The 26543-nt window shown below is 49.4% G+C and carries 46 protein-coding genes and 1 pseudogene; 7 read left to right on the top strand and 40 right to left on the bottom strand.

Annotated features, from left to right (window positions below; all coding sequences use genetic code 11):
• The first annotated feature begins 453 nt into the window (after positions 1-453).
• Positions 454-1008, top strand: a complete 555-nt coding sequence (locus C3D30_RS19850; protein ID WP_123058541.1) for a gamma carbonic anhydrase family protein — start codon at positions 454-456, stop codon at positions 1006-1008.
• Here C3D30_RS19850 and C3D30_RS19855 read toward each other — a convergent pair.
• The 6 genes and pseudogenes from C3D30_RS19855 to dprA form a co-directional block, all read right to left on the bottom strand.
• Positions 984-1241, bottom strand: a complete 258-nt coding sequence (locus tag C3D30_RS19855; RefSeq protein WP_001070586.1) for a DUF1488 family protein — start codon at positions 1239-1241, stop codon at positions 984-986. The genes C3D30_RS19850 and C3D30_RS19855 overlap by 25 nt on opposite strands.
• Positions 1238-2056, bottom strand: coding sequence for a shikimate dehydrogenase (gene aroE, locus C3D30_RS19860; RefSeq protein WP_105286035.1), 819 nt, complete (start codon positions 2054-2056; stop codon positions 1238-1240). Before aroE ends, C3D30_RS19855 begins: the two co-directional genes overlap by 4 nt.
• 4 nt (positions 2057-2060) lie before the next feature.
• On the bottom strand, positions 2061-2633 hold the full coding sequence (tsaC, locus tag C3D30_RS19865; protein ID WP_105287312.1) for an L-threonylcarbamoyladenylate synthase type 1 TsaC: 573 nt from the start codon (positions 2631-2633) through the stop codon (positions 2061-2063).
• 4 nt (positions 2634-2637) lie between these two features.
• Positions 2638-3180: a DNA topoisomerase family protein gene (locus C3D30_RS19870; RefSeq protein WP_105287313.1), complete on the bottom strand. Its 543-nt coding sequence runs from the start codon at positions 3178-3180 to the stop codon at positions 2638-2640.
• A 28-nt stretch (positions 3181-3208) separates the two neighbouring features.
• Positions 3209-3682, bottom strand: a complete 474-nt coding sequence (smg, locus tag C3D30_RS19875) for a DUF494 family protein Smg (protein ID WP_000460672.1) — start codon at positions 3680-3682, stop codon at positions 3209-3211.
• Positions 3654-4778: pseudogene (gene dprA / locus C3D30_RS19880) on the bottom strand (DNA-protecting protein DprA). The gene smg and the pseudogene dprA overlap by 29 nt, the downstream one beginning before the upstream one ends.
• Positions 4779-4907: 129 nt before the next feature.
• Between dprA and def the strand changes: the two are divergent.
• The 5 genes from def to mscL all read left to right on the top strand — a co-directional run bounded on the left by def (position 4908) and on the right by mscL (position 9652).
• Positions 4908-5417 (top strand): peptide deformylase, encoded by a 510-nt coding sequence (def, locus tag C3D30_RS19885; protein WP_000114984.1) that lies wholly within the window; start codon positions 4908-4910, stop codon positions 5415-5417.
• Positions 5418-5431: 14 nt separating this feature from the next.
• Complete coding sequence (gene fmt / locus C3D30_RS19890; protein ID WP_016159507.1) at positions 5432-6379, top strand: methionyl-tRNA formyltransferase; 948 nt, start codon at positions 5432-5434, stop codon at positions 6377-6379.
• A gap of 45 nt (positions 6380-6424) precedes the next feature.
• Complete coding sequence (gene rsmB / locus C3D30_RS19895) at positions 6425-7714, top strand: 16S rRNA (cytosine(967)-C(5))-methyltransferase RsmB (protein WP_105287314.1); 1290 nt, start codon at positions 6425-6427, stop codon at positions 7712-7714.
• Between the two features lie 21 nt (positions 7715-7735).
• The gene (gene trkA / locus C3D30_RS19900) at positions 7736-9112 is read left to right on the top strand and encodes a Trk system potassium transporter TrkA (RefSeq protein ID WP_000691382.1); all 1377 of its coding nucleotides are present in this window, start codon (positions 7736-7738) and stop codon (positions 9110-9112) included.
• 129 nt (positions 9113-9241) lie between these two features.
• The gene (gene mscL, locus C3D30_RS19905) at positions 9242-9652 is read left to right on the top strand and encodes a large-conductance mechanosensitive channel protein MscL (protein ID WP_000022446.1); all 411 of its coding nucleotides are present in this window, start codon (positions 9242-9244) and stop codon (positions 9650-9652) included.
• Here the strand turns inward: mscL and arfA are convergent.
• From arfA to rpsJ, 31 genes are all read right to left on the bottom strand, one after another.
• Positions 9649-9867: an alternative ribosome-rescue factor ArfA gene (arfA, locus tag C3D30_RS19910; protein ID WP_105287315.1), complete on the bottom strand. Its 219-nt coding sequence runs from the start codon at positions 9865-9867 to the stop codon at positions 9649-9651. The genes mscL and arfA overlap by 4 nt on opposite strands.
• A gap of 55 nt (positions 9868-9922) precedes the next feature.
• Positions 9923-10348 (bottom strand): Zn(2+)-responsive transcriptional regulator, encoded by a 426-nt coding sequence (gene zntR, locus C3D30_RS19915; protein ID WP_000285594.1) that lies wholly within the window; start codon positions 10346-10348, stop codon positions 9923-9925.
• 10 nt (positions 10349-10358) lie between these two features.
• On the bottom strand, positions 10359-10727 hold the full coding sequence (locus tag C3D30_RS19920) for a DnaJ family domain-containing protein (RefSeq protein WP_105287316.1): 369 nt from the start codon (positions 10725-10727) through the stop codon (positions 10359-10361).
• A gap of 106 nt (positions 10728-10833) precedes the next feature.
• The gene (gene rplQ, locus C3D30_RS19925) at positions 10834-11217 is read right to left on the bottom strand and encodes a 50S ribosomal protein L17 (RefSeq protein ID WP_001216368.1); all 384 of its coding nucleotides are present in this window, start codon (positions 11215-11217) and stop codon (positions 10834-10836) included.
• Positions 11218-11257: 40 nt separating this feature from the next.
• Complete coding sequence (locus tag C3D30_RS19930; protein ID WP_001162094.1) at positions 11258-12247, bottom strand: DNA-directed RNA polymerase subunit alpha; 990 nt, start codon at positions 12245-12247, stop codon at positions 11258-11260.
• A gap of 25 nt (positions 12248-12272) precedes the next feature.
• Positions 12273-12893 (bottom strand): 30S ribosomal protein S4, encoded by a 621-nt coding sequence (rpsD, locus tag C3D30_RS19935; RefSeq protein ID WP_000135224.1) that lies wholly within the window; start codon positions 12891-12893, stop codon positions 12273-12275.
• 33 nt (positions 12894-12926) lie between these two features.
• Complete coding sequence (gene rpsK / locus C3D30_RS19940) at positions 12927-13316, bottom strand: 30S ribosomal protein S11 (protein WP_001029684.1); 390 nt, start codon at positions 13314-13316, stop codon at positions 12927-12929.
• A gap of 16 nt (positions 13317-13332) precedes the next feature.
• Complete coding sequence (gene rpsM / locus C3D30_RS19945; protein ID WP_000090775.1) at positions 13333-13689, bottom strand: 30S ribosomal protein S13; 357 nt, start codon at positions 13687-13689, stop codon at positions 13333-13335.
• A gap of 146 nt (positions 13690-13835) precedes the next feature.
• Positions 13836-13952, bottom strand: coding sequence for a 50S ribosomal protein L36 (gene rpmJ, locus C3D30_RS19950; protein WP_000868187.1), 117 nt, complete (start codon positions 13950-13952; stop codon positions 13836-13838).
• Positions 13953-13983: 31 nt separating this feature from the next.
• Positions 13984-15315, bottom strand: coding sequence for a preprotein translocase subunit SecY (gene secY / locus C3D30_RS19955; RefSeq protein WP_001118861.1), 1332 nt, complete (start codon positions 15313-15315; stop codon positions 13984-13986).
• 7 nt (positions 15316-15322) lie between these two features.
• Entirely contained in the window at positions 15323-15757 is a 435-nt protein-coding gene (rplO, locus tag C3D30_RS19960) for a 50S ribosomal protein L15 (RefSeq protein WP_001238917.1), read from the bottom strand.
• Between the two features lie 3 nt (positions 15758-15760).
• The gene (rpmD, locus tag C3D30_RS19965) at positions 15761-15940 is read right to left on the bottom strand and encodes a 50S ribosomal protein L30 (RefSeq protein ID WP_001140433.1); all 180 of its coding nucleotides are present in this window, start codon (positions 15938-15940) and stop codon (positions 15761-15763) included.
• Between the two features lie 3 nt (positions 15941-15943).
• A complete protein-coding gene (gene rpsE / locus C3D30_RS19970) occupies positions 15944-16447 on the bottom strand; it encodes a 30S ribosomal protein S5 (RefSeq protein ID WP_000940122.1) in 504 nt (167 codons plus the stop codon).
• 14 nt (positions 16448-16461) lie between these two features.
• Positions 16462-16815 (bottom strand): 50S ribosomal protein L18, encoded by a 354-nt coding sequence (rplR, locus tag C3D30_RS19975; protein WP_000358960.1) that lies wholly within the window; start codon positions 16813-16815, stop codon positions 16462-16464.
• Positions 16816-16824: 9 nt separating this feature from the next.
• A complete protein-coding gene (gene rplF, locus C3D30_RS19980; RefSeq protein WP_000091945.1) occupies positions 16825-17358 on the bottom strand; it encodes a 50S ribosomal protein L6 in 534 nt (177 codons plus the stop codon).
• Positions 17359-17370: 12 nt separating this feature from the next.
• Positions 17371-17763, bottom strand: coding sequence for a 30S ribosomal protein S8 (rpsH, locus tag C3D30_RS19985; RefSeq protein WP_000062611.1), 393 nt, complete (start codon positions 17761-17763; stop codon positions 17371-17373).
• 33 nt (positions 17764-17796) lie between these two features.
• On the bottom strand, positions 17797-18102 hold the full coding sequence (rpsN, locus tag C3D30_RS19990) for a 30S ribosomal protein S14 (protein WP_001118930.1): 306 nt from the start codon (positions 18100-18102) through the stop codon (positions 17797-17799).
• 14 nt (positions 18103-18116) lie between these two features.
• Positions 18117-18656: a 50S ribosomal protein L5 gene (gene rplE, locus C3D30_RS19995; RefSeq protein WP_001096200.1), complete on the bottom strand. Its 540-nt coding sequence runs from the start codon at positions 18654-18656 to the stop codon at positions 18117-18119.
• A 14-nt stretch (positions 18657-18670) separates the two neighbouring features.
• Positions 18671-18985, bottom strand: a complete 315-nt coding sequence (gene rplX, locus C3D30_RS20000) for a 50S ribosomal protein L24 (protein ID WP_000729185.1) — start codon at positions 18983-18985, stop codon at positions 18671-18673.
• A 10-nt stretch (positions 18986-18995) separates the two neighbouring features.
• On the bottom strand, positions 18996-19367 hold the full coding sequence (gene rplN / locus C3D30_RS20005) for a 50S ribosomal protein L14 (protein WP_000613955.1): 372 nt from the start codon (positions 19365-19367) through the stop codon (positions 18996-18998).
• Between the two features lie 164 nt (positions 19368-19531).
• The gene (rpsQ, locus tag C3D30_RS20010; RefSeq protein WP_000130100.1) at positions 19532-19786 is read right to left on the bottom strand and encodes a 30S ribosomal protein S17; all 255 of its coding nucleotides are present in this window, start codon (positions 19784-19786) and stop codon (positions 19532-19534) included.
• Positions 19786-19977, bottom strand: coding sequence for a 50S ribosomal protein L29 (gene rpmC, locus C3D30_RS20015; RefSeq protein WP_000644741.1), 192 nt, complete (start codon positions 19975-19977; stop codon positions 19786-19788). Before rpmC ends, rpsQ begins: the two co-directional genes overlap by 1 nt.
• Positions 19977-20387, bottom strand: a complete 411-nt coding sequence (rplP, locus tag C3D30_RS20020; protein ID WP_000941212.1) for a 50S ribosomal protein L16 — start codon at positions 20385-20387, stop codon at positions 19977-19979. The genes rpmC and rplP overlap by 1 nt, the downstream gene beginning before the upstream one ends.
• 12 nt (positions 20388-20399) lie before the next feature.
• Positions 20400-21101 (bottom strand): 30S ribosomal protein S3, encoded by a 702-nt coding sequence (rpsC, locus tag C3D30_RS20025; protein ID WP_000529945.1) that lies wholly within the window; start codon positions 21099-21101, stop codon positions 20400-20402.
• A 17-nt stretch (positions 21102-21118) separates the two neighbouring features.
• Positions 21119-21451 (bottom strand): 50S ribosomal protein L22, encoded by a 333-nt coding sequence (gene rplV / locus C3D30_RS20030; protein WP_000447529.1) that lies wholly within the window; start codon positions 21449-21451, stop codon positions 21119-21121.
• Positions 21452-21465: 14 nt separating this feature from the next.
• A complete protein-coding gene (gene rpsS / locus C3D30_RS20035) occupies positions 21466-21744 on the bottom strand; it encodes a 30S ribosomal protein S19 (protein ID WP_001138117.1) in 279 nt (92 codons plus the stop codon).
• Positions 21745-21760: 16 nt separating this feature from the next.
• Entirely contained in the window at positions 21761-22582 is an 822-nt protein-coding gene (gene rplB, locus C3D30_RS20040; RefSeq protein ID WP_000301864.1) for a 50S ribosomal protein L2, read from the bottom strand.
• Between the two features lie 17 nt (positions 22583-22599).
• Positions 22600-22902: a 50S ribosomal protein L23 gene (gene rplW / locus C3D30_RS20045; RefSeq protein WP_000617544.1), complete on the bottom strand. Its 303-nt coding sequence runs from the start codon at positions 22900-22902 to the stop codon at positions 22600-22602.
• Positions 22899-23504 carry a 50S ribosomal protein L4 gene (gene rplD, locus C3D30_RS20050; protein ID WP_000424395.1) on the bottom strand — a complete coding sequence of 202 codons (606 nt, stop codon included), beginning with the start codon at positions 23502-23504 and terminating at the stop codon, positions 22899-22901. Before rplD ends, rplW begins: the two co-directional genes overlap by 4 nt.
• 10 nt (positions 23505-23514) lie before the next feature.
• The gene (gene rplC, locus C3D30_RS20055) at positions 23515-24144 is read right to left on the bottom strand and encodes a 50S ribosomal protein L3 (RefSeq protein ID WP_000579833.1); all 630 of its coding nucleotides are present in this window, start codon (positions 24142-24144) and stop codon (positions 23515-23517) included.
• Between the two features lie 32 nt (positions 24145-24176).
• On the bottom strand, positions 24177-24488 hold the full coding sequence (gene rpsJ / locus C3D30_RS20060; protein ID WP_001181004.1) for a 30S ribosomal protein S10: 312 nt from the start codon (positions 24486-24488) through the stop codon (positions 24177-24179).
• A 378-nt stretch (positions 24489-24866) separates the two neighbouring features.
• Between rpsJ and C3D30_RS20070 the strand changes: the two genes are divergently transcribed.
• Complete coding sequence (locus C3D30_RS20070) at positions 24867-25334, top strand: prepilin peptidase (protein ID WP_000340162.1); 468 nt, start codon at positions 24867-24869, stop codon at positions 25332-25334.
• Here C3D30_RS20070 and bfr read toward each other — a convergent pair.
• The 3 genes from bfr to C3D30_RS20090 all read right to left on the bottom strand — a co-directional run.
• Positions 25331-25807 (bottom strand): bacterioferritin, encoded by a 477-nt coding sequence (gene bfr / locus C3D30_RS20075; protein ID WP_000675515.1) that lies wholly within the window; start codon positions 25805-25807, stop codon positions 25331-25333. The two genes, C3D30_RS20070 and bfr, sit on opposite strands and share 4 nt — an antisense overlap.
• Positions 25808-25879: 72 nt before the next feature.
• On the bottom strand, positions 25880-26074 hold the full coding sequence (gene bfd, locus C3D30_RS20080; protein ID WP_000289090.1) for a bacterioferritin-associated ferredoxin: 195 nt from the start codon (positions 26072-26074) through the stop codon (positions 25880-25882).
• A 182-nt stretch (positions 26075-26256) separates the two neighbouring features.
• Positions 26257-26543, bottom strand: a 287-nt coding sequence (locus tag C3D30_RS20090; protein ID WP_000297313.1) for an EF-Tu C-terminal domain-related protein, incomplete at its 5' end; no start/stop codon positions are given.

Raw genomic sequence — 26543 nt, forward strand, 5'->3', positions numbered from 1 at the left:
AATTAAACTTCGTAATGAATTACGTGTTCACTCTTGAGACTTGGTATTCATTTATCGTCCGAGGACGTTAAGAATCCGTATCTTCGAGTGCCCACACAGATTGTCTGATAAATTGTTAAAGAGCAGTTGCGACGCGGCTTTCAGCTCACTGTCGCGAGGTGGCGTATATTACGCTTTCCTCTTTCAGAGTCAACCCTGAATTTCAGAATTTTTTCTCTTCGTTGTTACGAACATCTTGTGAAGTGTTTCACGTTGTCGTCTCAACGGAGGCGCATTATAGGGATCCCAATTTTTTGCACAAGCACTTTTTTGATCTTTTTTTCTGTTTGTTGTTTTTTCATCCTTTTTGCTGCATTCACATGCAAAATGGCGCATTTTTACATAGCAAAACACTTGCGCAAGGCTAATAAAGCACCCAAAGTCATAGATAAATCATTTTTCGTTGAGGTAAGTATGTCAGACACTCTACGCCCATACCGGGATCTTTTTCCACAAATCGGTCAGCGAGTCATGATCGACAGTAGTAGTGTGGTTATTGGTGATGTTCGGTTGGCCGATGATGTGGGGATCTGGCCACTTGTTGTAATTCGTGGTGATGTTAATTATGTTCAGATCGGCGCCCGAACCAATATCCAGGATGGCAGCGTTTTACACGTGACCCATAAATCAACGGCTAATCCACAAGGCAATCCGTTGGTCGTCGGCGAAGACGTTACGGTTGGACATAAAGTGATGCTCCACGGCTGCACCATTGGCAATCGTGTGCTGGTTGGGATGGGCTCAATTTTACTTGATGGCGCAATAGTAGAAGATGATGTGATGATTGGGGCGGGTAGCCTTGTCACACAAAATAAACGGCTGGAGAGCGGATATCTGTATCTCGGTAGCCCCGTCAAGCAGATCCGCCCGTTAACTGATGAAGAAAAGTCTGGGTTACGCTATTCAGCTAATAACTACGTGAAATGGAAAGACGAGTATCTGGATCAAAGCAACCAAACCCAACCTTGATCATCTTCGCTTTGAGCCTGAATTAAGCTTTCTGCTTCTTCTTCCAGGTCCCAGCGATGCTGACGAAAATTCGCTATGTACTGTTCTGGCGTATCCCCTGTAAAGCGATTCGCCAGACTTTCGCCAGTAATTGCACAAGTCAGTTGCATACCGTTCACCAGAGCGGGAAAACATACGCATTTTTTGCTCTCATTCCACTCCTCCCTGTCTGGAAACTGGATGGCCTGATTCACGCTGACAACTCCTGTTGCAATTGTTTGATAACTGGTTCTACGTCAGGCAGGACACCATGCCAAAGAAGGAAAGCATGTGCCGCCTGTGCCACCAGCATCCCTAATCCATCAGCATTACGCTTTGAGCCTTGCAGCTCACACCATGTCAGAAAAGGCGTTTTCCCTTTCTGATAGAACATGTCATAACAACAAATACCTGGATGAATAAGCGATGCTGGAATCGCTGGAATATCACCACTAATGCCACTGGATGTCGCGTTAATAATAAGATCGAACTCGTGACCTTCCAGTTCGTCCATACCCAACGCCTGAACACTTCCAGTGTGCGCAAACAATTTTGCTAACTCTTCCGCGCGGGAAACCGTCCGATTAGTAATTGTTACCGCACAGCCCAGGGAAAGGAGCGGCAGTAATACACCACGAGACGCCCCGCCAGCGCCAATAAGCAGAATACGTAAGCCAGAGCGGATAAAAGAGAGACGTTCCAGATCGCTTAACAAACCTACGCCATCGGTATTGTCACCCAGCAGGCGTCCATCTTCTAACCGCTTGAGGGTATTAACAGCGCCAGCCAATGCAGCCCGTTCAGTGAGTGCATCCGCTCTGGCAAAAGCCTCTTCTTTAAAAGGCACTGTCACATTCGCACCTTTACCACCAGCGGCAAAGAATGCATTCAGTGTGTTGATGAAATCATTAATGGGTGCCAACACGCGCCCATAGGGATGTTCAATATTCAGCTGCTGCGCAAATTGCTGATGAATGAATGGCGATTTGCTGTGGGCTATCGGATTACCAAAAACAGCATAGGTTTCCATCAACTTACCCCTGTCGAAACAGTTCACCCGTCAGGGCATCGCGGATTTCTGAAGGATTTAAACGCCCCCCCGTCTCACCAGGCACAACCGGGAACTCCGCACCAAATTGTGCGCGAACTTCGTCTACTGTGCGACAAGGTGGCAATCCACTCAAGTTGGCACTGGTAGAAACCAGCGGTTTACCATAAGCCTGGCACAAAGCAACCACCAACGGATGGTCGGTGACTCGTACAGCAAGCGAATCAAAGCGGCCCGTCAACCAGCGCGGTGTTGTCGCAGGCGCGGGAAAGACAAAGGTGACAGGACCTGGCCAGCGGGAAAAAATGGTTTCACGCTGCACGTCAGTCAACATGGTGTCATCAATATAGGGTTTAAGCTGCTCGTAATTTGCTGAGATTAAAATCAGCCCCTTATCAACCGGACGCTGTTTTAACTCCAACAGTCGCATCACTGCTGTTTCGCTATCAGGATCGCACCCAACACCGAAAACGGCTTCCGTTGGATAGGCGATGACACGTTCTTCATTGAGGACATCTATCGCAGCTGCGATAGCGTCTCCTTGCAGGTTATTATTCACGTTATTATTCCGCCAAAACCGGCTTTCCACATTGTTTACTGGCACAAAAGTGTTTTACACCCTGCGCGGTTTTCTTTTCGATGAGTAGCGGATAATGACACTCAGGGCATTCTCCAGCTATGGGTTTGAAGTTAATGGCAAATTGACACTCCGGGTAGCGATCACAGGAATGGAATGTTTTGCCATAACGGGAGCGGCGCTGAACCAGATGGCCCGTCCGACATTGGGGACATGTAATTGCCGTTTCGTCCGGTTTATCAATAAGTTCAGTATGTTCGCATTCAGGGTAGTTACTGCAGCCAATAAACATACCAAAGCGTCCCTGGCGTAATACCAGATTTGCGCTACATACAGGGCAAACCTGCCCCTCCAGAACTTTGACGATATGTCCATCCGCTGAAGACTTCAGAGGACGGACGTAGTCACACGCCGGATACTGTGAGCATCCAAGAAACGGACCGTGTTTCCCGGATCGAATAACCAGTTCAGCCCCGCACTTTGGGCAGGACTCATTATTACGCACCGTGAACAGTGCTGATTTCGCCATAACAACTTATGCTGAATTAAAGAAATAATTAATGCAGCATACCTTCATTCACTTCAAAGAGTAATTCTTCCATTTGCTGGTACGCATTTTCGCAGCCCGGAATGTTGAATAACACCATCAGGATTACCCATTTCAGGTCTTCCAGGTCGAACTCTGCGGTGTCCAGCGCGAGCACTCGCTCTATCACCATTTCACGGGTTTCAAGGTTAAGCACCTGAATTTGCTCAAGGAAAAGCAGAAATCCACGACAGCTGGCATCCAGTCTTTCGCACTCTTCAGGGGTATAAATACGCATGGAGAGTGGATCAGAGGCTAGTTGCATCGGTTCTGCCAGTCCTTCCTGATAATCAGCAAGCTTTTCCAGCCAAAGCAGGGCATTGTAGATATCTTCTCGATCAAATCCTGCGTCGGTAAGATCCTGTTCAAGTTTGTCTTGATCCACACGCAACTCAGCTTCTGTGTGAATATAGGTTTCAAACAAATACATTAGTACGTCGAACATGGCATGCCCTCCTCAATCGGACATAGCCGCCGGGTACTGCTGCGATCCACCCTGCTAACTCCAGTTCTAGTAGTTGAGTAACTACCTCTGGCACAGGTTGGCCGGCACGTTCAGCGACGACGTCAACAGGTGTTACCTCATCTCCTACGTTAGCCAGGAGCTCAGGAAATGGCAATGCCACGTCTTCCTGATCTGGTGAATAAAATGAATTTTCAGGGGCATCTGGCAACCAGTGCAGTCCGTATTGCAAATTTTCCAGAATTTCTTCCGGTTCCGTCACAAGAGTCGCACCTTGTTTTATTAACCAGTGAGCCCCTTCGCTTCCCGGACTCCCTAATGGACCGGGCAAGGCAAAAACTTCTCGCCCCTGTTCAAGCGCACAACGTGCTGTTACCAAAGAACCACTGCGTAAAGCAGCTTCTATCACCAGTACACCTTTACTTAGACCACTGATAATGCGATTTCTTCGCGGGAAATTGTAAGACAGTGGCGGAACATCCAGCGGAAATTCGGAAACGATCGCGCCTCCCTGTTCAAGCAGACTAGCGGCGAGTTGAATATGGCGACGCGGGTGAATGGTATTGAGTCCATTTCCCAGCACCGCAATACTAACGCCATTTACCTGTACCGCCGCTTTATGCGCTACACCATCGATTCCACGCGCCAGTCCACTGGTAATCGTTACGCCACGTGTCGCCAGCGATTCGCAAAATAATCGTGCCCATCGCTCGCCATACCATGAATGCGCCCGACTTCCCACAACGGCAAGCTGAAATGAATGCAACGCTTGCAGTTCTCCTGCAACAAACAGTGCACCGGGGTAATCTGTCGTCGCCAGAAGTTGAGGAGGATAAAATTCGCTGTCCGCAGGGATTAAATGATGGTTGGGTTGCTCCAACCAACAAAGTGAGCTTTCAATACTCTTTCGCGGAAATGAAAGAAAGCGTTGTGCCTGTCGCAATGTAAGTCCTGTTTACTGCAATACAACCGCATCAATATGCGACTGTTTTGCCAGCCAGTGAGCTATACGGACCATATCATCGCCGTACAAGTTGCTGATGCTCATCAGACGCAGCCAAATTTCTGTATCGACCATCCTTATCTCCCTGCCATAAGCAGCCTTAGCAATCTTTGCGATTGGTCAGTGATGCTGTCAATCAGAGGGGGATTTGTCTAGAATAGAAGAAATAATCTTTCTAACTCCTGAACACATCTCTGGAGATTTATGTCAGTTTTGCAAGTGTTACATATTCCGGACGAGCGGCTTCGCAAAGTTGCTAAACCGGTAGAAGAAGTGAATGCAGAAATTCAGCGTATCGTCGATGATATGTTCGAGACGATGTACGCAGAAGAAGGTATTGGCCTGGCGGCAACCCAGGTTGATATCCATCAACGTATCATTGTTATTGATGTTTCGGAAAACCGTGACGAACGGTTGGTGTTAATCAATCCGGAGCTTTTAGAAAAAAGCGGCGAAACAGGCATTGAAGAAGGTTGCCTGTCGATCCCTGAACAACGTGCTTTAGTACCGCGCGCAGAGAAAGTGAAAATTCGCGCCCTGGACCGCGACGGTAAACCATTTGAACTGGAAGCAGACGGTCTGTTAGCCATCTGTATTCAGCATGAGATGGATCATCTGGTTGGCAAACTGTTTATGGATTACCTGTCACCGCTGAAACAACAACGTATTCGTCAGAAAGTTGAAAAACTGGATCGTCTGAAAGCCCGGGCTTAAGGATAAGAATTAACGTGTCAGAATCACTACGTATTATTTTTGCGGGTACACCTGACTTTGCAGCGCGTCATCTTGACGCGCTGTTGTCTTCTGGACATAACGTTGTTGGCGTGTTTACCCAACCTGACCGACCAGCAGGACGCGGCAAAAAGCTGATGCCCAGTCCGGTCAAAGTGCTGGCTGAAGAAAAAGGCTTACCCATTTTTCAGCCTGTTTCCTTGCGTCCACAAGAAAACCAGCAACTGGTCGCCGATCTGCAAGCTGATGTTATGGTCGTCGTCGCTTATGGGCTGATTCTGCCTAAAGCTGTGCTGGAGATGCCACGTCTCGGCTGTATCAATGTTCACGGTTCACTGCTGCCTCGCTGGCGCGGTGCCGCGCCAATCCAACGTTCGTTATGGGCGGGTGATGCAGAAACTGGCGTGACCATTATGCAAATGGATGTCGGTTTGGACACCGGCGACATGCTTTATAAACTCTCCTGCCCGATTACCGCAGAAGATACCAGTGGTACGCTGTACGACAAACTGGCAGAGCTTGGCCCACAAGGGCTTATCACCACGTTGAAACAACTGGCAGACGGCACGGCGAAACCAGAAGTTCAGGACGAAACTCTTGTCACTTACGCTGAAAAGTTGAGTAAAGAAGAAGCGCGTATTGACTGGTCGCTTTCGGCAGCCCAACTTGAACGCTGCATTCGCGCTTTCAATCCATGGCCAATGAGCTGGCTGGAAATTGAAGGACAACCGGTTAAAGTCTGGAAAGCGTCGGTCATTGATACGGCAACCAAAGCCGCACCAGGAACGATCCTTGAAGCCAACAAACAAGGCATCCAGGTTGCAACTGGTGATGGCATCCTGAACCTGCTCTCGTTACAACCTGCGGGTAAGAAAGCGATGAGCGCGCAAGACCTCCTGAATTCTCGTCGGGAATGGTTTGTTCCGGGCAACCGTCTGGCCTGATAGTCCACTCTTCTAAGCCCGGTCTTGCCGGGCATTTTTATACTTATGAAAAAACAACGTAATTTACGTAGCATGGCGGCCCAGGCCATTGAACAAGTCGTCGAGCAAGGGCAATCATTAAGCAACATTCTGCCACCGCTACAGCAAAAAGTTTCCGATAAAGACAAAGCACTTCTTCAAGAGTTGTGCTTTGGCGTACTGCGTACGCTCTCACAGCTAGACTGGCTGATTAATAAGTTAATGGCCCGTCCGATGACCGGCAAACAGCGGACCGTGCATTACCTGATTATGGTCGGACTGTACCAACTACTTTATACCCGTATTCCGCCACACGCCGCGCTTGCGGAAACAGTTGAAGGCGCAGTTGCGATTAAACGCCCGCAGCTTAAAGGGTTGATTAACGGCGTATTACGCCAGTTCCAGCGTCAGCAAGAAGAGTTATTAGCCGAGTTTAATGCCAGTGATGCACGTTATCTGCATCCTTCCTGGTTGCTGAAGCGTCTGCAAAAAGCATATCCAGAGCAGTGGCAATCCATCGTCGAAGCCAATAACCAGCGCCCGCCGATGTGGCTACGCATTAATCGTACGCATCATTCCCGCGATAGCTGGATTGGACTTCTGGAAGAAGCAGGCATGAAAGGCTTCCCACATGCGGATTACCCGGACGCTGTACGCCTGGAAACACCCGCGCCGGTTCATGCGCTACCAGGTTTTGAAGAAGGATGGGTTACCGTTCAGGATGCATCAGCACAAGGTTGCATGACCTGGCTTGCTCCACAAAACGGTGAACACATTCTGGATCTTTGTGCCGCCCCCGGCGGTAAAACAACACATATCCTTGAGGTGGCACCAGAAGCGCAAGTGCTGGCGGTTGATATTGACGAACAGCGCCTTTCTCGCGTTTACGACAATTTAAAACGCCTTGGTATGAAGGCAATCGTGAAACAAGGTGATGGCCGTTACCCTTCCCAATGGTGCGGCGAGCAACAGTTTGATCGCATTTTATTAGATGCGCCTTGTTCGGCGACCGGTGTAATTCGTCGCCATCCGGATATTAAATGGTTGCGTCGCGACCGCGATATCCCGGAACTCGCGCAGTTGCAGTCTGAAATTCTTGACGCCATCTGGCCGCATTTAAAATCCGGTGGAACCCTGGTTTATGCCACCTGTTCGGTGTTACCGGAAGAGAACAGCCAGCAGATTAAAGCCTTTTTGCAACGTACGGATGATGCCGTACTTTGCGAAACCGGAACACCAGAGCAACCTGGTAAGCAAAATCTGCCAGGCTCCGAAGAAGGCGACGGCTTCTTTTACGCTAAGCTAATCAAAAAGTGATGAGATAACGGGTCGCGACTGATGAAAATTATCATTCTGGGTGCCGGTCAGGTTGGCGGCACGCTGGCGGAGAACCTGGTTGGTGAGAACAACGATATTACCGTTGTCGATACTAATGGTGAGCGTCTGCGGACCTTGCAGGATAAATTTGACCTGCGTGTTGTGCAGGGGCATGGCTCTCATCCACGCGTATTGCGGGAGGCCGGTGCCGACGACGCCGATATGCTGGTTGCTGTAACCAGTTCAGATGAAACTAATATGGTTGCCTGCCAGGTAGCCTACTCACTTTTCAACACCCCTAATCGCATCGCTCGTATCCGCTCGCCGGACTACGTTCGAGATGCTGATAAGCTATTCCATTCTGATGCCGTACCGATTGATCATCTGATCGCACCAGAGCAGTTGGTTATCGATAATATTTACCGACTGATTGAATATCCCGGCGCATTGCAGGTGGTGAACTTCGCTGAGGGTAAAGTCAGCCTGGCTGTGGTTAAAGCCTATTATGGTGGCCCGCTGATTGGTAATGCACTTTCGACCATGCGCGAACATATGCCACATATCGATACTCGTGTGGCAGCAATTTTCCGCCACGATCGCCCCATTCGTCCGCAAGGTTCGACCATCGTTGAAGCTGGTGATGAAGTGTTCTTTATTGCCGCTTCACAACATATCCGCGCGGTGATGAGCGAATTACAACGTCTGGAAAAACCGTATAAGCGGATTATGCTGGTAGGCGGCGGCAACATCGGCGCTGGACTGGCGCGTCGTCTGGAAAAAGATTACAGCGTCAAACTCATCGAACGTAATCAGCAGCGCGCAGCCGAATTGGCGGAAAAGTTGCAGAATACGATCGTCTTTTTTGGCGATGCGTCGGATCAGGAACTGCTGGCTGAAGAACATATTGATCAAGTTGATCTGTTTATTGCCGTCACCAACGATGACGAAGCCAATATCATGTCCGCCATGCTTGCCAAACGTATGGGGGCGAAAAAGGTGATGGTGTTGATCCAGCGTCGCGCTTATGTGGATCTGGTTCAAGGAAGCGTGATCGATATTGCTATTTCACCGCAACAGGCAACTATTTCTGCGTTGCTCAGTCATGTGCGAAAAGCTGATATTGTTGGTGTTTCCTCACTCCGTCGCGGTGTGGCTGAAGCTATTGAAGCTGTTGCTCACGGTGATGAGAGCACTTCTCGTGTTGTTGGTCGGGTTATTGATGAAATTAAACTGCCGCCTGGGACAATTATCGGTGCGGTGGTACGTGGAAACGACGTGATGATTGCTAATGATAATTTACGCATTGAGCAAGGCGATCACGTAATTATGTTCCTCACAGATAAAAAGTTTATTACCGACGTCGAAAGACTCTTCCAGCCAAGCCCTTTCTTTTTGTAATTAATAAGGCGTCTAATGACGCCTTATTATTTCCCTTTGATTATCAAGGATTAATTAAATTCATTCCAGGCAGGAAAATGGCTTAACATTTGTTAGACTTATAAATGTCAGTTTCATAGGGAGAATAACATGAGCATTATTAAAGAATTTCGCGAATTTGCGATGCGCGGGAACGTGGTGGATTTGGCAGTGGGTGTCATTATCGGCGCGGCATTCGGTAAGATCGTCTCTTCACTGGTTGCTGATATCATCATGCCGCCACTGGGTTTATTAATTGGCGGGATCGACTTTAAACAGTTTGCTGTCACATTACGCGATGCGCAGGGGGATGTACCCGCTGTTGTTATGCATTACGGCGTCTTCATTCAAAACGTATTTGATTTTCTGATTGTTGCCTTTGCCATCTTTATGGCGATTAAGCTAATCAACAAACTGAATCGGAAAAAAGAAGAACCGGCGGCGGCTCCAGCACCAACTAAAGAAGAAGTATTACTGACAGAAATTCGTGATTTGCTGAAAGAGCAGAATAACCGCTCTTAACAAGCGCCAGAAAGCAGAAGGCCAGTGGTAAAAAAGCGATTCACTTTCTTGCCACTGGCCTCCCAGTTCCCCCGATTGGCATGTTTTCCTTTTCGCATATAGCTGCCTTTCCCTTTTTTATTTTTCTCTACGCGTTGTCTGAACAGGGGGTCATGCAGTAATGCTTCTATCGCATTATCCTTTATCTGCCCTTTAGTATGCTGATATCGGCTCATAAAAACTCCAGTTGGTTGTTTAACGGCGCGAGTGTAATCCCGCCAGTGCAATAAATCAACAGCCACTCTTAACGCCACTCGCTCCTTGCTCAAGAGCTTCAAGAATCGAGCAATAAACGCTGCTATGAGCCGTCCCACAACAGGCATCATTAAGCCGTTGCAGAGAACGTTGCATACTCTGCAACTCGGCTATCCGCGCTTCCACTTCCTGTAATCTTTCCTGCACAATGCCTTTTGATTCCTGACAGGTATGGTGTTCAGGATCGATACGGATCGACAGTAATTCTCGGATCGACTCAAGGCTGAAACCGAGCTGTCTGGCGTGACGAATAAACTTCAAACGTCGGAGATCGCTTTCGGTATAAAGACGAAAACCACCTTCGGTACGTACTTCATGATCCATCATTTGTTGCTTTTCGTAATAACGAATCGTGTCAGGCGTTACTTCCGCAAGTTTTGCCAGCTCACCAATGCGATACATATTTACTCCATTAGTTATCATTGATTTTATTCAACAATTTTTCAGCATACACGCCACGTAAAAAATCGGTGCTCAATCCTGCTTGTCGCAGCTTTAACTCCAGTAATAACAACCGACGACTAATCTCATGATATTGCGGATCGTCCTGGCGAATGCCTTTGAGGATATCCAGAAGTTGAATTGCCTCCTTTCGCTGTTCAAGTTCTGGAGGTAAGTAACCGGCATTCTTCAACAAGCGATACCCCGCACGTAATTCCGGTGGCACGTGGGAATCATCATCAAGTATCAATGGTTCGCCGCTACCTGGCAGGTTATCAAACTCACCTTTCGCTTGCGCTTCTGATATATGGCGCTCTGCCCACTGGTCAAGTAACCACATAAATACTCCAGGGGATGAACAAAAAGAGTACAGCTATTGTAGATAAGTGGGGATACTACAGGTATAAAAAAACCCGCCGGGGCGGGTTTTTTTACGTTGCTTCAGATTACTCTGCAGCAGCTTCTGCTTTCTCTGAACGATCAACCAGCTCGATGTAAGCCATCGGCGCGTTGTCGCCTGCACGGAAACCACACTTCAGAATACGAGTGTAACCACCGGCACGGCTCGCGAAACGCGGGCCCAGTTCGTTAAACAGTTTTGCCACGATCTCGTTATCACGAGTACGGGCGAATGCCAGACGACGATTAGCAACGCTATCAGTCTTGGCAAGAGTAATCAGCGGCTCAACTACGCGGCGCAGCTCTTTCGCTTTAGGCAGAGTCGTCTTGATGATTTCATGACGAACCAGTGAACCTGCCATATTACGGAACATAGCCTGGCGATGGCTGCTGTTGCGGTTCAGTTGACGACCACTCTTACGATGGCGCATGACCTTATCCTTCTCAGTAAAACCTTAACCTGTGATCCGGTTACTCGTCAGCGATGCTTGCCGGTGGCCAGTTTTCCAGGCGCATACCCAGAGACAGTCCACGGGAAGCCAGCACGTCTTTAATCTCAGTAAGAGATTTTTTACCAAGGTTAGGCGTTTTAAGGAGCTCAACCTCGGTACGCTGTACCAGATCACCGATATAGTGGATAGCTTCTGCTTTAAGGCAGTTAGCAGAGCGGACAGTCAATTCCAGATCGTCAACAGGGCGCAGCAGGATCGGATCGAACTCTGGTTTCTCTTCTTTCACTTCCGGCTGACGTACATCACGTAAGTCAACAAAAGCTTCCAGTTGTTCAGCCAGAATGGTTGCCGCACGACGAATCGCCTCTTCAGGATCGATTGTGCCGTTGGTTTCCATTTCGATGACCAGCTTGTCCAGGTCGGTACGCTGTTCTACACGCGCTGCTTCAACATTGTAGGCAATACGCTCTACAGGGCTGTAGCATGCGTCGACCAGCAGACGGCCGATTGGGCGCTCATCTTCTTCCGAATGAATTCGGGTAGAAGCCGGCACATAACCACGACCGCGCTGAACTTTGATACGCATGCTAATAGACGCGTTCTCATCGGTCAGGTGGCAGATCACGTGCTGCGGCTTGACGATTTCGACATCACCGTCGTGGGTGATATCGGCTGCAGTCACAGGGCCAATGCCAGATTTATTCAAGGTAAGAATAACTTCATCTTTGCCCTGAACTCTCACCGCCAGCCCTTTCAGGTTGAGCAGGATTTCCAGGATATCTTCCTGAACGCCTTCTTTGGTGCTGTACTCATGTAGTACACCATCAATCTCAACCTCGGTCACCGCGCAACCCGGCATCGATGAGAGCAGAATACGGCGCAGTGCGTTACCCAGAGTATGGCCAAAGCCACGCTCTAAAGGCTCAAGGGTCACCTTGGCGTGCGTCGAACTCACTTGCTCGATATCAACCAGGCGCGGTTTTAGAAACTCTGTCACAGAACCCTGCATTGTGTCCTCTCTTTGGTACTAAGCTTTACTTGGAGTAAAGCTCGACGATCAGGTGTTCGTTAATGTCCGCAGACAGATCAGAACGCTCCGGCTTACGCTTAAACGTACCTTCCATCTTGCCAGCATCAACTTCCAGCCAGGTTGGCTTTTCACGCTGCTCAGCCAGCTCCAGAGCGGCTTTCACGCGAGACTGCTTCTTCGCTTTCTCACGAATGCTTACAACGTCATTCGGACTAACCTGATAAGAAGCGATGTTAACAACACGACCGTTTACCATAATTGCTTTATGGCTAACCAGCTGACGTGCTTCTGCACGAGTGGCACCGAAGCCCATACGGTATACAACGTTGTCCAGACGACCTTCCAGCAGAGCCAACAGGTTTTCACCGGTGTTGCCTTTCAGACGTGCTGCTTCTTTATAGTAGTTACGGAACTGACGCTCCAGCACACCATAGATACGGCGAACTTTTTGCTTTTCACGCAACTGCACACCATAGTCAGACAGACGCGGTTTACGCGCACCGTGCTGGCCAGGAGCTTGTTCAATTTTACACTTGGTATCGATCGCGCGAACGCCAGACTTAAGGAATAAGTCGGTGCCCTCACGACGGCTCAGCTTGAGCTTAGGACCCAAATATCTTGCCATTTTCTTTCTCCAACAAACCTGGAAAACGAAGCGTTATACGCGACGTTTTTTCGGCGGACGACAACCGTTATGAGGGATCGGAGTCACATCAGTAATGTTAGTGATGCGGAAACCTGCGGCGTTCAGAGCACGAATAGTAGATTCGCGGCCTGGACCCGGACCTTTAACCATAACTTCCAGATTCTTGATGCCGTATTCTTTCACGGCGTCAGCGCAACGCTCTGCTGCAACCTGAGCTGCAAACGGAGTGGATTTGCGAGAACCACGGAAACCGGAACCACCGGCAGTTGCCCAACCCAACGCGTTACCCTGACGATCAGTGATAGTCACGATGGTGTTGTTGAAAGAAGCATGGATATGAGCCACGCCGTCAGAGACTTGTTTTCTTACACGTTTACGTGCACGAATTGGTGCCTTTGCCATTATTCAATCACCCCGATTATTTCTTGATCGGTTTGCGCGGACCCTTACGGGTACGTGCGTTGGTCTTGGTACGCTGACCGCGAACCGGGAGACCACGACGATGACGCAAACCGCGATAGCAACCAAGATCCATCAGGCGCTTGATGCTCATGCTGATTTCACGGCGCAGATCACCTTCAACGACAAATTTGGCAACTTCGTCACGCAGCGTGTCGATTTGTCCTTCAGACAGCTCACTGATCTTAACATCTTCAGCGATACCCGCTGCAGCCAGGATGGCTTTGGAACGGGTCTTGCCGACGCCATAAATCGAAGTTAATGCGATTACGGCATGCTTATGATCAGGAATGTTAATGCCTGCTATACGGGCCACTATGCACTCCTACTATTTAATATGTACGTTCCATGCTGAAAAGCCCGTTTTCAGGATACTCAAATGGAAACGCACAGACATACAAAAGATTGGCTGGCTAATCTAGCCAGCTCAACCCAACTTTGCAAGAAAAATATGCGAATAAATCAGCCTTGGCGCTGTTTATGCTTCGGCTCGGCACTGCAAATCACACGGATGACACCATCACGCTTAACGATTTTGCAGTTACGGCATAATTTCTTGACGGAAGCACGAACTTTCATTTTTACTCTCCGTAACTTCTCGGGCGACCAATTATCGGCCGTAGCCTTTCAGGTTCGCCTTCTTCAATGCAGACTCATACTGACTGGACATCATCAGAGTTTGCACTTGAGCCATAAAGTCCATAATCACGACAACAACGATAAGCAGTGAGGTCCCACCGAAGTAGAACGGTACTTTCATTGCATCACGCATGAACTCCGGGATCAGGCAGATAAAGGTAATGTACAACGCACCAACCAGGGTCAGACGGGTCATTACTTTATCGATATACTTCGCCGTTTGCTCTCCCGGACGAATTCCTGGTACAAATGCACCGGACTTCTTCAGGTTATCTGCTGTTTCACGCGGGTTGAAAACCAACGCCGTGTAGAAGAAACAGAAGAAGATGATTGCAGACGCATAGAGTAACACATAAAGCGGTTGCCCAGGCTGCAAATACAGCGAAATTGTTGTCAGCCAGTTCCAACCAGTACCGCCCCCGAACCATGACGCGATGGTCGCCGGGAACAGAATAATACTGGAAGCGAAGATTGCCGGGATTACCCCCGCCATATTCACTTTCAGCGGTAAATGTGTGCTCTGTGCAGCATAGACACGACGACCTTGCTGACGTTTCGCGTAGTTTACCACAATGCGGCGTTGACCACGCTCAACAAACACAACAAAGAACGTCACTGCAAATACTAATACTGCAACCAACAGCAACACGAGGAAGTGCAGGTCGCCTTGACGCGCTTGCTCGATAGTATGGGCAATGGCTGGCGGGAGTCCCGCGACAATACCGGCGAAGATAATGATTGAAATACCGTTGCCGATACCTCGTTCAGTGATCTGTTCGCCCAACCACATCAGGAACATGGTTCCCGTAACCAGACTTACAACAGCGGTGAAGTAGAATGCAAAGCCCGGGTTAATAACCAGGCCTTGCATACCAGGCATATTCGGCAGACCGGTAGCAATACCGATCGACTGGAATATTGCCAGCACCAGAGTACCGTAACGGGTGTACTGGCTGATCTTACGACGACCAGACTCCCCTTCTTTCTTAATTTCTGCCAGCGTTGGGTGAACCACCGTCAGCAGCTGGATAATGATCGACGCCGAAATATACGGCATGATCCCCAGAGCAAAGATAGAAGCACGGCTGAGAGCACCACCAGAGAACATGTTAAACATCTCAATGATGGTGCCTCGCTGTTGCTCAAGCAGTTTGGCAAGTACAGCGGCATCAATACCAGGGATCGGAATAAAAGAGCCAATACGGAACACAATCAGCGCACCGATAACAAACAGCAGTCTGCGTTTCAGCTCGCCTAAGCCACCTTTGGCACTTTGAAAATCTAATCCCGGTTGTTTAGCCATCTGCTACTTATTCCTCGATTTTACCGCCAGCAGCTTCGATAGCAGCACGAGCGCCTTTAGTAACACGCAGGCCACGAACAGTTACCGGAGTAGTTACTTCGCCAGCCAGGATCACTTTCGCGAACTCGATCTGGATACCGATAATGTTAGCCGCTTTCAGCGTATTCAGGTCTACAACACCGCCTTCTACTTTAGCCAGGTCAGACAGACGAACTTCGGCTGTAATCGCTGCTTTACGAGAAGTGAAGCCGAATTTCGGCAGACGACGGTACAGAGGCATCTGACCACCTTCGAAACCGCGACGTACGCCACCGCCAGAACGAGATTTCTGACCTTTGTGACCACGACCACCGGTTTTACCGAGGCCAGAACCGATACCACGACCCAGGCGTTTACCCGCCTTTTTGGAGCCTTCGGCCGGAGACAGAGTATTTAAACGCATCTCTTACTCCTCAACTTTAACCATGAAGGAAACCGCGTTGATCATACCGCGAATAGCAGGAGTATCCTCGCGCTCTACGGTGTGACCAATACGACGCAGACCCAGGCCAAGCAGCGTTGCCTTGTGTTTCGGCAGACGACCGATTGCACTGCGGGTTTGAGTAATTTTAATAGTCTTTGCCATGGTTTATTTCCCCAGAATTTCTTCAACGGATTTACCACGCTTGGCAGCGACCATTTCTGGAGAACTCATATTTTCCAGGCCATCAATAGTTGCACGAACCACGTTGATCGGGTTGGTGGAACCATATGCTTTAGCCAGAACGTTATGAACCCCAGCGACTTCCAGAACGGCGCGCATTGCACCACCGGCGATGATACCGGTACCTTCGGAAGCCGGCTGCATGAATACGCGAGAACCCGTGTGAACACCTTTAACAGGGTGTTGCAGAGTGCCGTTATTCAGCGCGACGTTAATCATATTGCGACGGGCTTTTTCCATCGCTTTCTGGATCGCTGCTGGAACTTCACGCGCTTTACCGTAACCAAAACCAACGCGACCGTTACCATCACCAACTACAGTCAGAGCTGTGAAGGAGAAAATACGACCACCTTTAACGGTTTTAGATACGCGGTTTACCGCGATCAGCTTTTCCTGCAGTTCGCCAGCTTGTTTTTCGATGTGAGCCATCTTACACCTCTACCTTAGAACTGAAGGCCAGCTTCACGGGCAGCATCTGCCAGTGCCTGGACACGACCATGATATTGGAACCCGGAACGGTCAAAGGATACATCTTTGATGCCTTTTTCCAGAGCGCGTTCAGCGACAGCTTTACCCACAGCTGCAGCCGCGTCTTTGTTACCGGTGTACTTCAGTTGTTCAGCGATAGCTTTTTCTACAGTAGAAGCAGCTACCAGAACTTCAGAACCGTTCGGTGCAATTACCTGTGCGTAAATGTGACGCGGGGTACGATGTACCACCAGGCGAGTTGCGCCCAGCTCCTGGAGCTTGCGGCGTGCGCGGGTCGCACGACGGATACGAGCAGATTTCTTATCCATAGTGTTACCTTACTTCTTCTTAGCCTCTTTGGTACGCACGACTTCGTCGGCGTAACGAACACCCTTGCCTTTGTAAGGCTCAGGACGACGGTAGGCGCGCAGATCCGCTGCAACCTGACCGATCACCTGCTTATCAGCGCCTTTCAGCACGATTTCAGTCTGAGTCGGACATTCAGCAGTGATACCCGCAGGCAGCTGATGGTCAACAGGATGAGAGAAACCCAGAGACAGGTTAATCACATTGCCTTTAACCGCTGCACGGTAACCTACACCAACCAGCTGCAGCTTCTTAGTGAAGCCTTCGGTAACACCGATAACCATTGAGTTCAGCAGGGCACGCGCGGTACCAGCCTGAGCCCAACCGTCTGCGTAACCATCACGCGGACCGAAGGTCAGGGTATTATCTGCATGTTTAACTTCAACAGCATCGTTGAGAGTACGAGTCAGCTCGCCGTTTTTACCTTTGATCGTAATAACCTGACCGTTGATTTTTACATCAACGCCGGCAGGAACAACGACCGGTGCTTTAGCAACACGAGACATTTTTTCCTCCGATTAGGCTACGTAGCAGATAATTTCGCCACCAAGACCAGCCTGGCGCGCTGCACGATCAGTCATAACACCTTTAGAGGTAGAAACAACTGCGATACCCAGACCCGCCATAACTTTCGGCAGCTCATCTTTACGTTTATAGATGCGCAGACCTGGGCGGCTGACACGCTGAATGCTTTCTACAACAGCTTTGCCCTGGAAATACTTAAGAGTCAGTTCCAGTTCAGGCTTGGTGTCGCCTTCAACTTTAAAATCTTCAATAAAACCTTCTTCCTTCAGCACGTTGGCGATTGCCACTTTCAGCTTGGAGGAAGGCATGGTGACCGCAGCTTTGTTCGCGGCCTGACCGTTACGGATACGGGTCAGCATATCCGCGATCGGATCTTGCATGCTCATCTGTCTTTACTCCCGTGATTCAATTGGTGACAATTACCAGCTAGCCTTTTTCAGACCCGGGATTTCACCGCGCATAGCGGCTTCACGGACCTTAATACGGCTCAACCCGAACTTCCGCAGGAAACCATGCGGACGACCTGTTTGACGGCAGCGGTTACGCTGACGAGACGGGCTGGAATCACGCGGCAGAGTCTGCAGCTTGAGAACAGCATTCCAACGATCTTCGTCGGAAGCGTTCACATCAGAGATGATCGCTTTCAGTTCAGCGCGTTTCGCGAAGTATTTATCAGCTAAAGCTACGCGTTTTACTTCGCGTGCTTTCATTGATTGCTTAGCCATTTAGTAACCCTACCTTACTTGCGGAACGGGAAGTCAAAGGCAGCCAGCAGAGCACGGCCTTCTTCGTCAGATTTCGCAGTAGTGGTAATGGTAATATCCAAACCACGAACGCGGTCGACTTTATCGTAGTCGATTTCTGGGAAGATGATCTGCTCACGGACACCCATGCTGTAGTTACCACGACCGTCGAAAGACTTAGCGGACAGGCCACGGAAGTCACGGATACGAGGTACAGCAATAGTGATCAGGCGCTCAAAGAACTCCCACATGCGTTCGCCACGCAGAGTTACTTTACAGCCGATCGGATAGCCCTGACGGATTTTGAAGCCTGCAACAGATTTGCGTGCTTTGGTGATCAGCGGTTTTTGACCGGAGATTGCTGCCAGGTCTGCTGCTGCGTTATCCAGCAGTTTTTTGTCAGCGATCGCTTCACCAACACCCATGTTCAGGGTGATCTTCTCGACCCGAGGGACTTGCATGACAGAATTGTAGTTAAACTCAGTCATGAGTTTTTTAACTACTTCGTCTTTGTAGTAATCATGCAGTTTCGCCATCGTACTACTCCAAATTACTTGATAGTTTCGCTGTTAGACTTGAAGAAACGGACTTTTTTACCGTCTTCGAATCTAAAGCCTACACGGTCAGCCTTGCCGGTTGCCGCATTGAAGATTGCTACGTTGGAAACCTGAATAGCGGCTTCTTTTTCAACGATGCCACCCGGTTGGTTCAGAGCCGGAACCGGCTTCTGGTGTTTCTTAACCAGGTTGATACCTTCAACAATGACCTTGCCGGAAGACAGGACATTCTTAACTTTACCGCGTTTACCTTTATCTTTACCGGTTAACACGATAACTTCGTCATCACGACGGATTTTCGCTGCCATGATTCGCTCCTTAGAGTACTTCTGGTGCCAGAGAGATAATTTTCATGAACTTCTCACTACGAAGCTCACGAGTTACCGGCCCAAAAATACGCGTACCGATAGGCTGCTCGCTGTTGTTGTTCAGAAGAACACAAGCATTACCATCGAAGCGAATGACAGAACCGTCCGGGCGACGAACACCCTTCTTGGTGCGCACCACTACCGCCTTCAGCACATCACCTTTTTTGACCTTACCACGCGGAATTGCTTCTTTGATGGTGATCTTGATGATGTCGCCTACGCCTGCGTAGCGACGGTGCGAGCCACCCAGAACCTTGATACACATTACGCGACGTGCACCGGAGTTGTCGGCGACGTTCAGCATAGTCTGTTCTTGGATCATTTTAGTGCTCCGCTAATGTCAACTACTACTGAGACCCGAAAATCAGGTCGTTAAAAATCCCCATATCGAGGGCGCGGCATTATAACACCGCTTCAAAGATATGGGTAGAAAAAATAAACGGCTCATTTCTGAGCCGTTTATTCGTATCGAGAGAGTGTACTGTATTACAGAACCGCTTTCTCTACAACGCGAACCAGCGTCCAGGATTTAGTCTTGGACAGCGGACGGCATTCGCGGATTTCAACCACGTCACCGATACCGCATTCGTTGTTCTCGTCATGTACGTGCAGTTTGGTCGTACGCTTGATGAATTTACCGTAGATCGGGTGTTTCACAAAACGTTCGATAGCAACAACAATGGATTTCTCCATTTTGTCGCTAACAACGCGACCTTGCAGAGTACGGATTTTATCGGTCATTACGCACCCGCCTTCTCGTTCAGTAAAGTCTTAACGCGTGCGACATCGCGACGCACTTGCTTCAACAGGTGAGACTGTTGCAGCTGGCCACTTGCAGCCTGCATACGCAGGTTGAACTGCTCACGCAGCAGGTTCAGCAGCTCGGTGTTCAGCTCTTCAACGCTCTTCTCACGCAGCTCTTTTGCTTTCATTACATCACCGTCTTAGTTACAAAGGTGGTTTTAATCGGCAGTTTCGCTGCTGCCAGCTTGAATGCTTCACGGGCCAGCTCTTCCGGAACACCGTCCATTTCATACAGGACTTTACCCGGCTGAATCAAGGCAACCCAATACTCCACGTTACCTTTACCTTTACCCATACGCACTGCCAGCGGCTTTTCAGTGATCGGTTTGTCCGGGAACACACGGATCCAGATCTTACCTTGACGCTTAACTGCACGGGTCATAGCACGACGTGCTGCTTCGATCTGACGGGCAGTCAGACGACCACGGCCAACAGCTTTCAGACCGAAGCTGCCGAAGCTAACATCCGTACCCTGCGCCAGACCGCGGTTACGGCCTTTGTGCATTTTACGGAATTTTGTACGCTTTGGTTGTAACATCAGCGACGCTCCTTATTTACGGCCTTTACGCTGCTGCTTTTTAGGTTGTGCAGCCGGTTTTTCCGGTTGTTCAACAGCAGCCATACCACCCAGGATCTCGCCTTTGAAGATCCACACTTTAACGCCGATTACACCGTAAGTGGTGTGCGCTTCAGAGGTGTTGTAGTCGATGTCAGCACGCAGAGTGTGCAGCGGTACGCGACCTTCGCGGTACCATTCGGTACGTGCGATTTCCGCGCCGCCCAGACGGCCGCTAACTTCAACTTTAATACCTTTAGCGCCCAGACGCATTGCGTTCTGTACAGCACGCTTCATAGCACGACGGAACATTACGCGACGTTCCAGCTGAGAAGTGATGCTGTCAGCAACCAGTTTTGCGTCCAGTTCAGGCTTACGAACTTCGGCGATGTTGATCTGTGCAGGAACGCCAGCGATGTCCGCTACGACCTTACGCAGTTTTTCTACGTCTTCACCTTTTTTACCGATAACGATACCCGGGCGAGCAGTGTGAATGGTTACACGGATGCTCTTAGCCGGACGCTCGATAACGATACGAGATACGGACGCTTTAGCCAGTTCCTTAGTCAGGTACTGACGTACTTTAAAATCGCTGTCCAGGTTGTCAGCGAATTCTTTGGTGTTCGCAAACCAGGTAGAGTTCCATGGTTTTACAATACCCAGGCGAATACCATTAGGATGTACTTTCTGACCCATTGCTAGTCTCCAGAGTCTCAGCGATCGGACACAACCACAGTGATGTGGCTGGTGCGCTTCAGGATGCGATCTGCACGACCTTTTGCACGCGGCATAATGCGCTTCATGCTCGGGCCTTCGTCTACGAAAATTTTCGTAACTTTCAGATCGTCAATGTCAGCGCCATCGTTGTGTTCAGCGTTAGCAATGGCAGATTCCAGAACTTTCTTAACCAGTACAGCCGCTTTCTTATTGGTGTAGGTCAGAATATCCAGAGCCTGCGACACTTTCTTACCGCGAATCAGGTCAGCAACAAGGCGAACCTTCTGAGCAGAAGAACGAGCATGGCGATGTTTAGCGATAGTTTCCATCTCTTCCTCCTACCTTATTTCTTTTTCGCTTTTTTATCAGCAGCATGGCCGCGATAAGTACGAGTCGGTGCGAATTCACCCAGTTTGTGACCAACCATTTCGTCGGTTACAAATACCGGAACGTGCTGACGACCATTATGGACAGCGATGGTCAAACCGATCATGTTAGGAAAGATCGTTGAACGACGGGACCAAGTGCGCAGGGGCTTCTTGTCTCCGCTTTCCACCGCTTTCTCTACCTTCTTCAGCAAGTGCAGGTCAATAAAAGGACCTTTCTTGAGAGAACGTGGCATGGCTTATCCTCTAAAATTATTTGCTACGGCGACGTACGATAAATTTATCAGTACGCTTGTTGCTGCGGGTCTTCTTACCTTTGGTCTGAACGCCCCACGGGGTTACCGGGTGCTTACCAAAGTTACGACCTTCACCACCACCATGTGGGTGGTCTACCGGGTTCATCGCAGTACCGCGAACGGTAGGACGAACACCACGCCAACGTGCAGCACCTGCTTTACCCAGAACGCGCAGCATATGCTCAGCATTGCCAACTTCGCCCAGAGTTGCACGGCAGTCTGCTTCTACTTTACGCATTTCACCAGAACGCAGACGCAGGGTGACATAAGCACCATCGCGAGCAACGATCTGAACGTAAGTACCAGCGGAACGTGCCAGCTGACCGCCTTTACCTGGCTTCATTTCTACGTTGTGAACAGTAGAACCAACCGGGATGTTGCGCATCGGCAGGGTGTTACCTGGTTTGATTGCAGCATCAACGCCAGACTGAATCTGGTCGCCAGCTTTCAGGCCTTTAGGGGCCAGGATGTAACGGCGTTCACCGTCTTTGTACAGAACCAGCGCGATGTTCGCGGAGCGGTTCGGATCGTACTCAAGACGTTCAACAACTGCCGGGATACCGTCTTTGTTGCGTTTGAAGTCAACAATACGGTAAGCCTGCTTGTGGCCACCACCGATATGACGAGTGGTGATACGGCCATTGTTGTTACGACCACCGGATTTGCTGTTTTTTTCCAGCAACGGAGCAAAAGGTTTGCCCTTGTGCAGCTCAGGGTTAACCACTTTAACAACGTGGCGACGACCCGGAGATGTCGGTTTACATTTAACAACTGCCATTGTATTACTCCTCCGACTTACTCAGCGCCGCCAACGAAGTCCAGATTCTGGCCTTCTTTCAGGGTGACGTAAGCTTTTTTCCAGTCGCTACGACGACCGATACGCTGTCCGTGACGTTTAACTTTCCCTTTAACTACCAGGGTGTTAACGACTTCGACTTCGACTTCAAACAGTTTCTGCACAGCAGCTTTGATTTCTGCTTTGGTCGCGTCTTTAGCAACTTTGAGTACGATGGTGTTGGATTTTTCCATCGCAGTAGACGCTTTTTCAGAAACGTGCGGTGCACGCAGCACCTTCAGCAGACGTTCTTCACGAATCATGCCAGCATCTCCTCAACTTGCTTAACAGCATCAGCAGTCATTACGACTTTGTCGAAGGCGATCAGGCTAACCGGGTCGATACCAGTTGCATCGCGTACGTCAACCTTGTGCAGGTTGCGCGCAGCCAGGAACAGGTTTTCGTCCAGCTCACCGGTGATGATCAGCACATCTTCCAGAGCCATGTCTTTCAGTTTCTGTGCCAGCAGCTTGGTTTTCGGCGCTTCTACAGAGAACTTCTCGACAACGATCAGACGATCCTGACGTACCAGTTCGGACAGGATGCTTTTCAGCGCGCCGCGGTACATCTTCTTGTTAACTTTTTGACTGTGGTCCTGCGGACGAGCAGCGAAGGTCACGCCACCAGAACGCCAAATCGGGCTCTTGATAGAACCAGAACGCGCACGGCCGGTGCCTTTCTGGCGCCACGGTTTTTTACCGGAACCAGTTACTTCAGCACGAGTCTTCTGAGCACGAGTACCCTGACGAGCACCAGCTGCATAAGCAACAACAACCTGGTGAACCAGCGCTTCGTTGAAATCACGACCGAAGGTAGTTTCGGAAACAGTCAGCGCGCTCTGCGCGTCTTTCAATACTAATTCCATTGCTATCTCCTTACGCCTTCACAGCTGGTTTAACGATCAGGTCGCTACCGGTTGCACCCGGAACAGCACCTTTAACCAGCAGCAGGTTGCGCTCAGCGTCAACGCGTACTACGTCAAGGCTCTGAACGGTTACACGTTCGTTACCCATCTGACCTGCCATTTTCTTGCCTTTGAACACTTTGCCCGGAGTCTGGTTCTGACCGATAGAACCCGGAACGCGGTGAGACAAGGAGTTACCGTGAGTAGCGTCCTGGGTACGGAAGTTCCAGCGCTTAACGGTACCTGCGAAACCTTTACCTTTAGAGGTGCCAGTTACGTCAACTTTTTTAACGTCAGCAAACAGTTCGACGCTAATGCTCTGACCTACAGTGAACTCTTCGCCTTCAGCCAGGCGGAATTCCCACAGACCACGGCCAGCTTCTACGCCAGCTTTAGCGAAGTGGCCAGCTTCAGGCTTGGTCACACGGTTAGCTTTTTTAGCACCGGTGGTTACCTGAATAGCACGGTAGCCATCGTTAGCCAGGTCTTTAACCTGAGTAACGCGGTTTGCTTCAACTTCGATTACGGTTACTGGGATAGAAACGCCGTCTTCTGTGAAGATACGGGTCATACCCACTTTTTTACCGACTAAACCAATCATTGTTTCAACCTCTCAATCGCTCAATGACCTGATTAACCCAGGCTGATCTGCACGTCTACACCGGCAGCCAGATCCAGACGCATCAGAGCATCAACGGTTTTCTCGGTTGGCTCAACGATGTCAACCAGACGCAAGTGAGTACGGATTTCGTACTGATCGCGCGCGTCTTTGTTGACGTGCGGGGAGATCAGAACGGTAAAACGCTCTTTGCGTGTCGGCAGCGGGATCGGACCACGGACCTGCGCACCAGTGCGCTTGGCAGTCTCGACGATTTCCGCGGTTGCTTGATCGATCAGACGATGATCAAACGCTTTCAGGCGGATACGGATTCTTTGGTTCTGCATGAGACCAGAGCTCCAATTATTTTATAAACGAAAATGATTACTCCTCAGACCCATTACGATTGATGGGAGAGTGTAACCGTTCTTACGTAGCCCCCCGATTGGGAGCATTGTTAGGTAGCCAAATTCGGCTAACTGAGGTTCAGATCGAACCTGCTGTCAACTACGACAAGCCCGCGCATTATACGTAAATCTGAGCCTGACGCAAGCATCGCGTAGAAATTAATCGCAACGTGCAGATTGCGAGCTGCATTCCACAAAATTTGTAGGGTTGTGAAGATAGTGTTTTTCACCGGAACCAGATTAACAAAGCAGCGATTTCTCTGTTGCTGAGTATCCAAAGTTATTCGATGGTGATACTCCAACTACAGAGGATATTTTATGGACGCTACCCTTCCCTTTCTGATTTTGTACGCTTGTTTATCAGCCCTACTTTTTTTCTGGGATGCAAAGCATGGCTTGTTACCTGACAGATTTACCTGCCCGTTACTCTGGTCTGGTCTTTTGTTCTATCAAGTTTGTCAGCCTGCCGGGTTAGCCGATGCATTATGGGGGGCGACTATCGGTTACGGCGCATTCGCTGTTATTTATTGGGGCTATCGCATACTGCGACATAAAGAAGGATTAGGCTATGGCGATGTGAAATTTCTCGCCGCCCTTGGTGCCTGGCATACATGGGCCTTCTTACCACGGCTGGTTTTCCTTGCTGCCTCATTCGCTTGCGGAGCCGTAGTTATTGGCCTGCTCATGAGAGGAAAAGAATCATTAAAAAACCCGCTGCCTTTTGGACCATTTCTGGCGGCTGCGGGTTTCGTTGTTGGCTGGGATAGTTTGCTGACTGGCAGTTAATCTTTAACTTTAATTTGTGATTGCAGGTAATTCTGCAGGCCGATTTTACCGATGAGATCCAGTTCAGTTTCGAGCCAGTCGATATGACCTTCTTCATCTGCAAGGATCTCGATCATCATATCGCGGCTAACATAGTCATGAACGCTGTCGGCATAAGCGATAGCCTCACGGAGATCCTTCGCACCTTCCAGCTCTAATCGCAGGTCGGATTGCAGCATCTCTTCAACATCTTCACCAATCCCCAGCTTGCCTAAATCCTGTAAGTTTGGGATTCCTTCTAAGAACAAAATACGCTCGATATATTTATCTGCGTGTTTCATCTCATCGATAGATTCATGGTATTCGACGTCATTGAGACGCATCAGGCCCCAGTTTTTAAACATTCGGGCATGGAGAAAATACTGATTGATTGCGACAAGCTCATTTCCCAATAGTTTATTGAGATAATTTATGATTTTAACATCACCTTTCATTTTATAGTCCCTCCGCTTCCACTATTAGAGCGTAGATGGGGCTAGCGGGATGTCAAAAAATAAGCGTGAGCTTCAGGCAATCTCTTTAAATTCTGGCATCTGCATCAACTCGTCCTGCATCACTTCGCGTGCGGCGCGAATGCACTTACCACATTGATTTCCCACAGGAATAAACTTGCGTAATTGTTGGAAAGACTGAGGATGAAACTGACGGACTGCCTGGCGAATTTTTTTGTCACTTACACCATTACACAAACAAACGTACATGATTACTCCCGTTCAAATTCTGCGCAAAGTGTAAATGAGAATAGTTATGATTACAATAGCACAGTTTTATTTGCGCCACAGTTCGGCGAGCGAAATTACGACTAAATATTTCGAGCTCAAATTACGGGCAGCAAAAAGGGCGCCGAAGCGCCCTTTTCAATTCAAAACTAATTAACGAGTAATTAGCTCAGAACTTTAGCTACAACGCCCGCGCCAACGGTACGGCCGCCTTCACGGATTGCGAAACGCAGACCGTCGTCCATCGCGATCGGGTGGATCAGGGTAACAACCATTTTGATGTTGTCGCCCGGCATTACCATCTCTACGCCTTCCGGCAGTTCAATGGTACCAGTCACGTCAGTAGTACGGAAGTAGAACTGCGGACGGTAGCCTTTGAAGAACGGAGTATGACGGCCGCCTTCATCTTTGGACAGAATGTACACTTCAGATTCGAACTTGGTGTGCGGCT

It is taken from the genome of Escherichia sp. MOD1-EC5433, assembly GCF_002966005.1.
Taxonomy (GTDB): domain Bacteria; phylum Pseudomonadota; class Gammaproteobacteria; order Enterobacterales; family Enterobacteriaceae; genus Escherichia; species Escherichia ruysiae.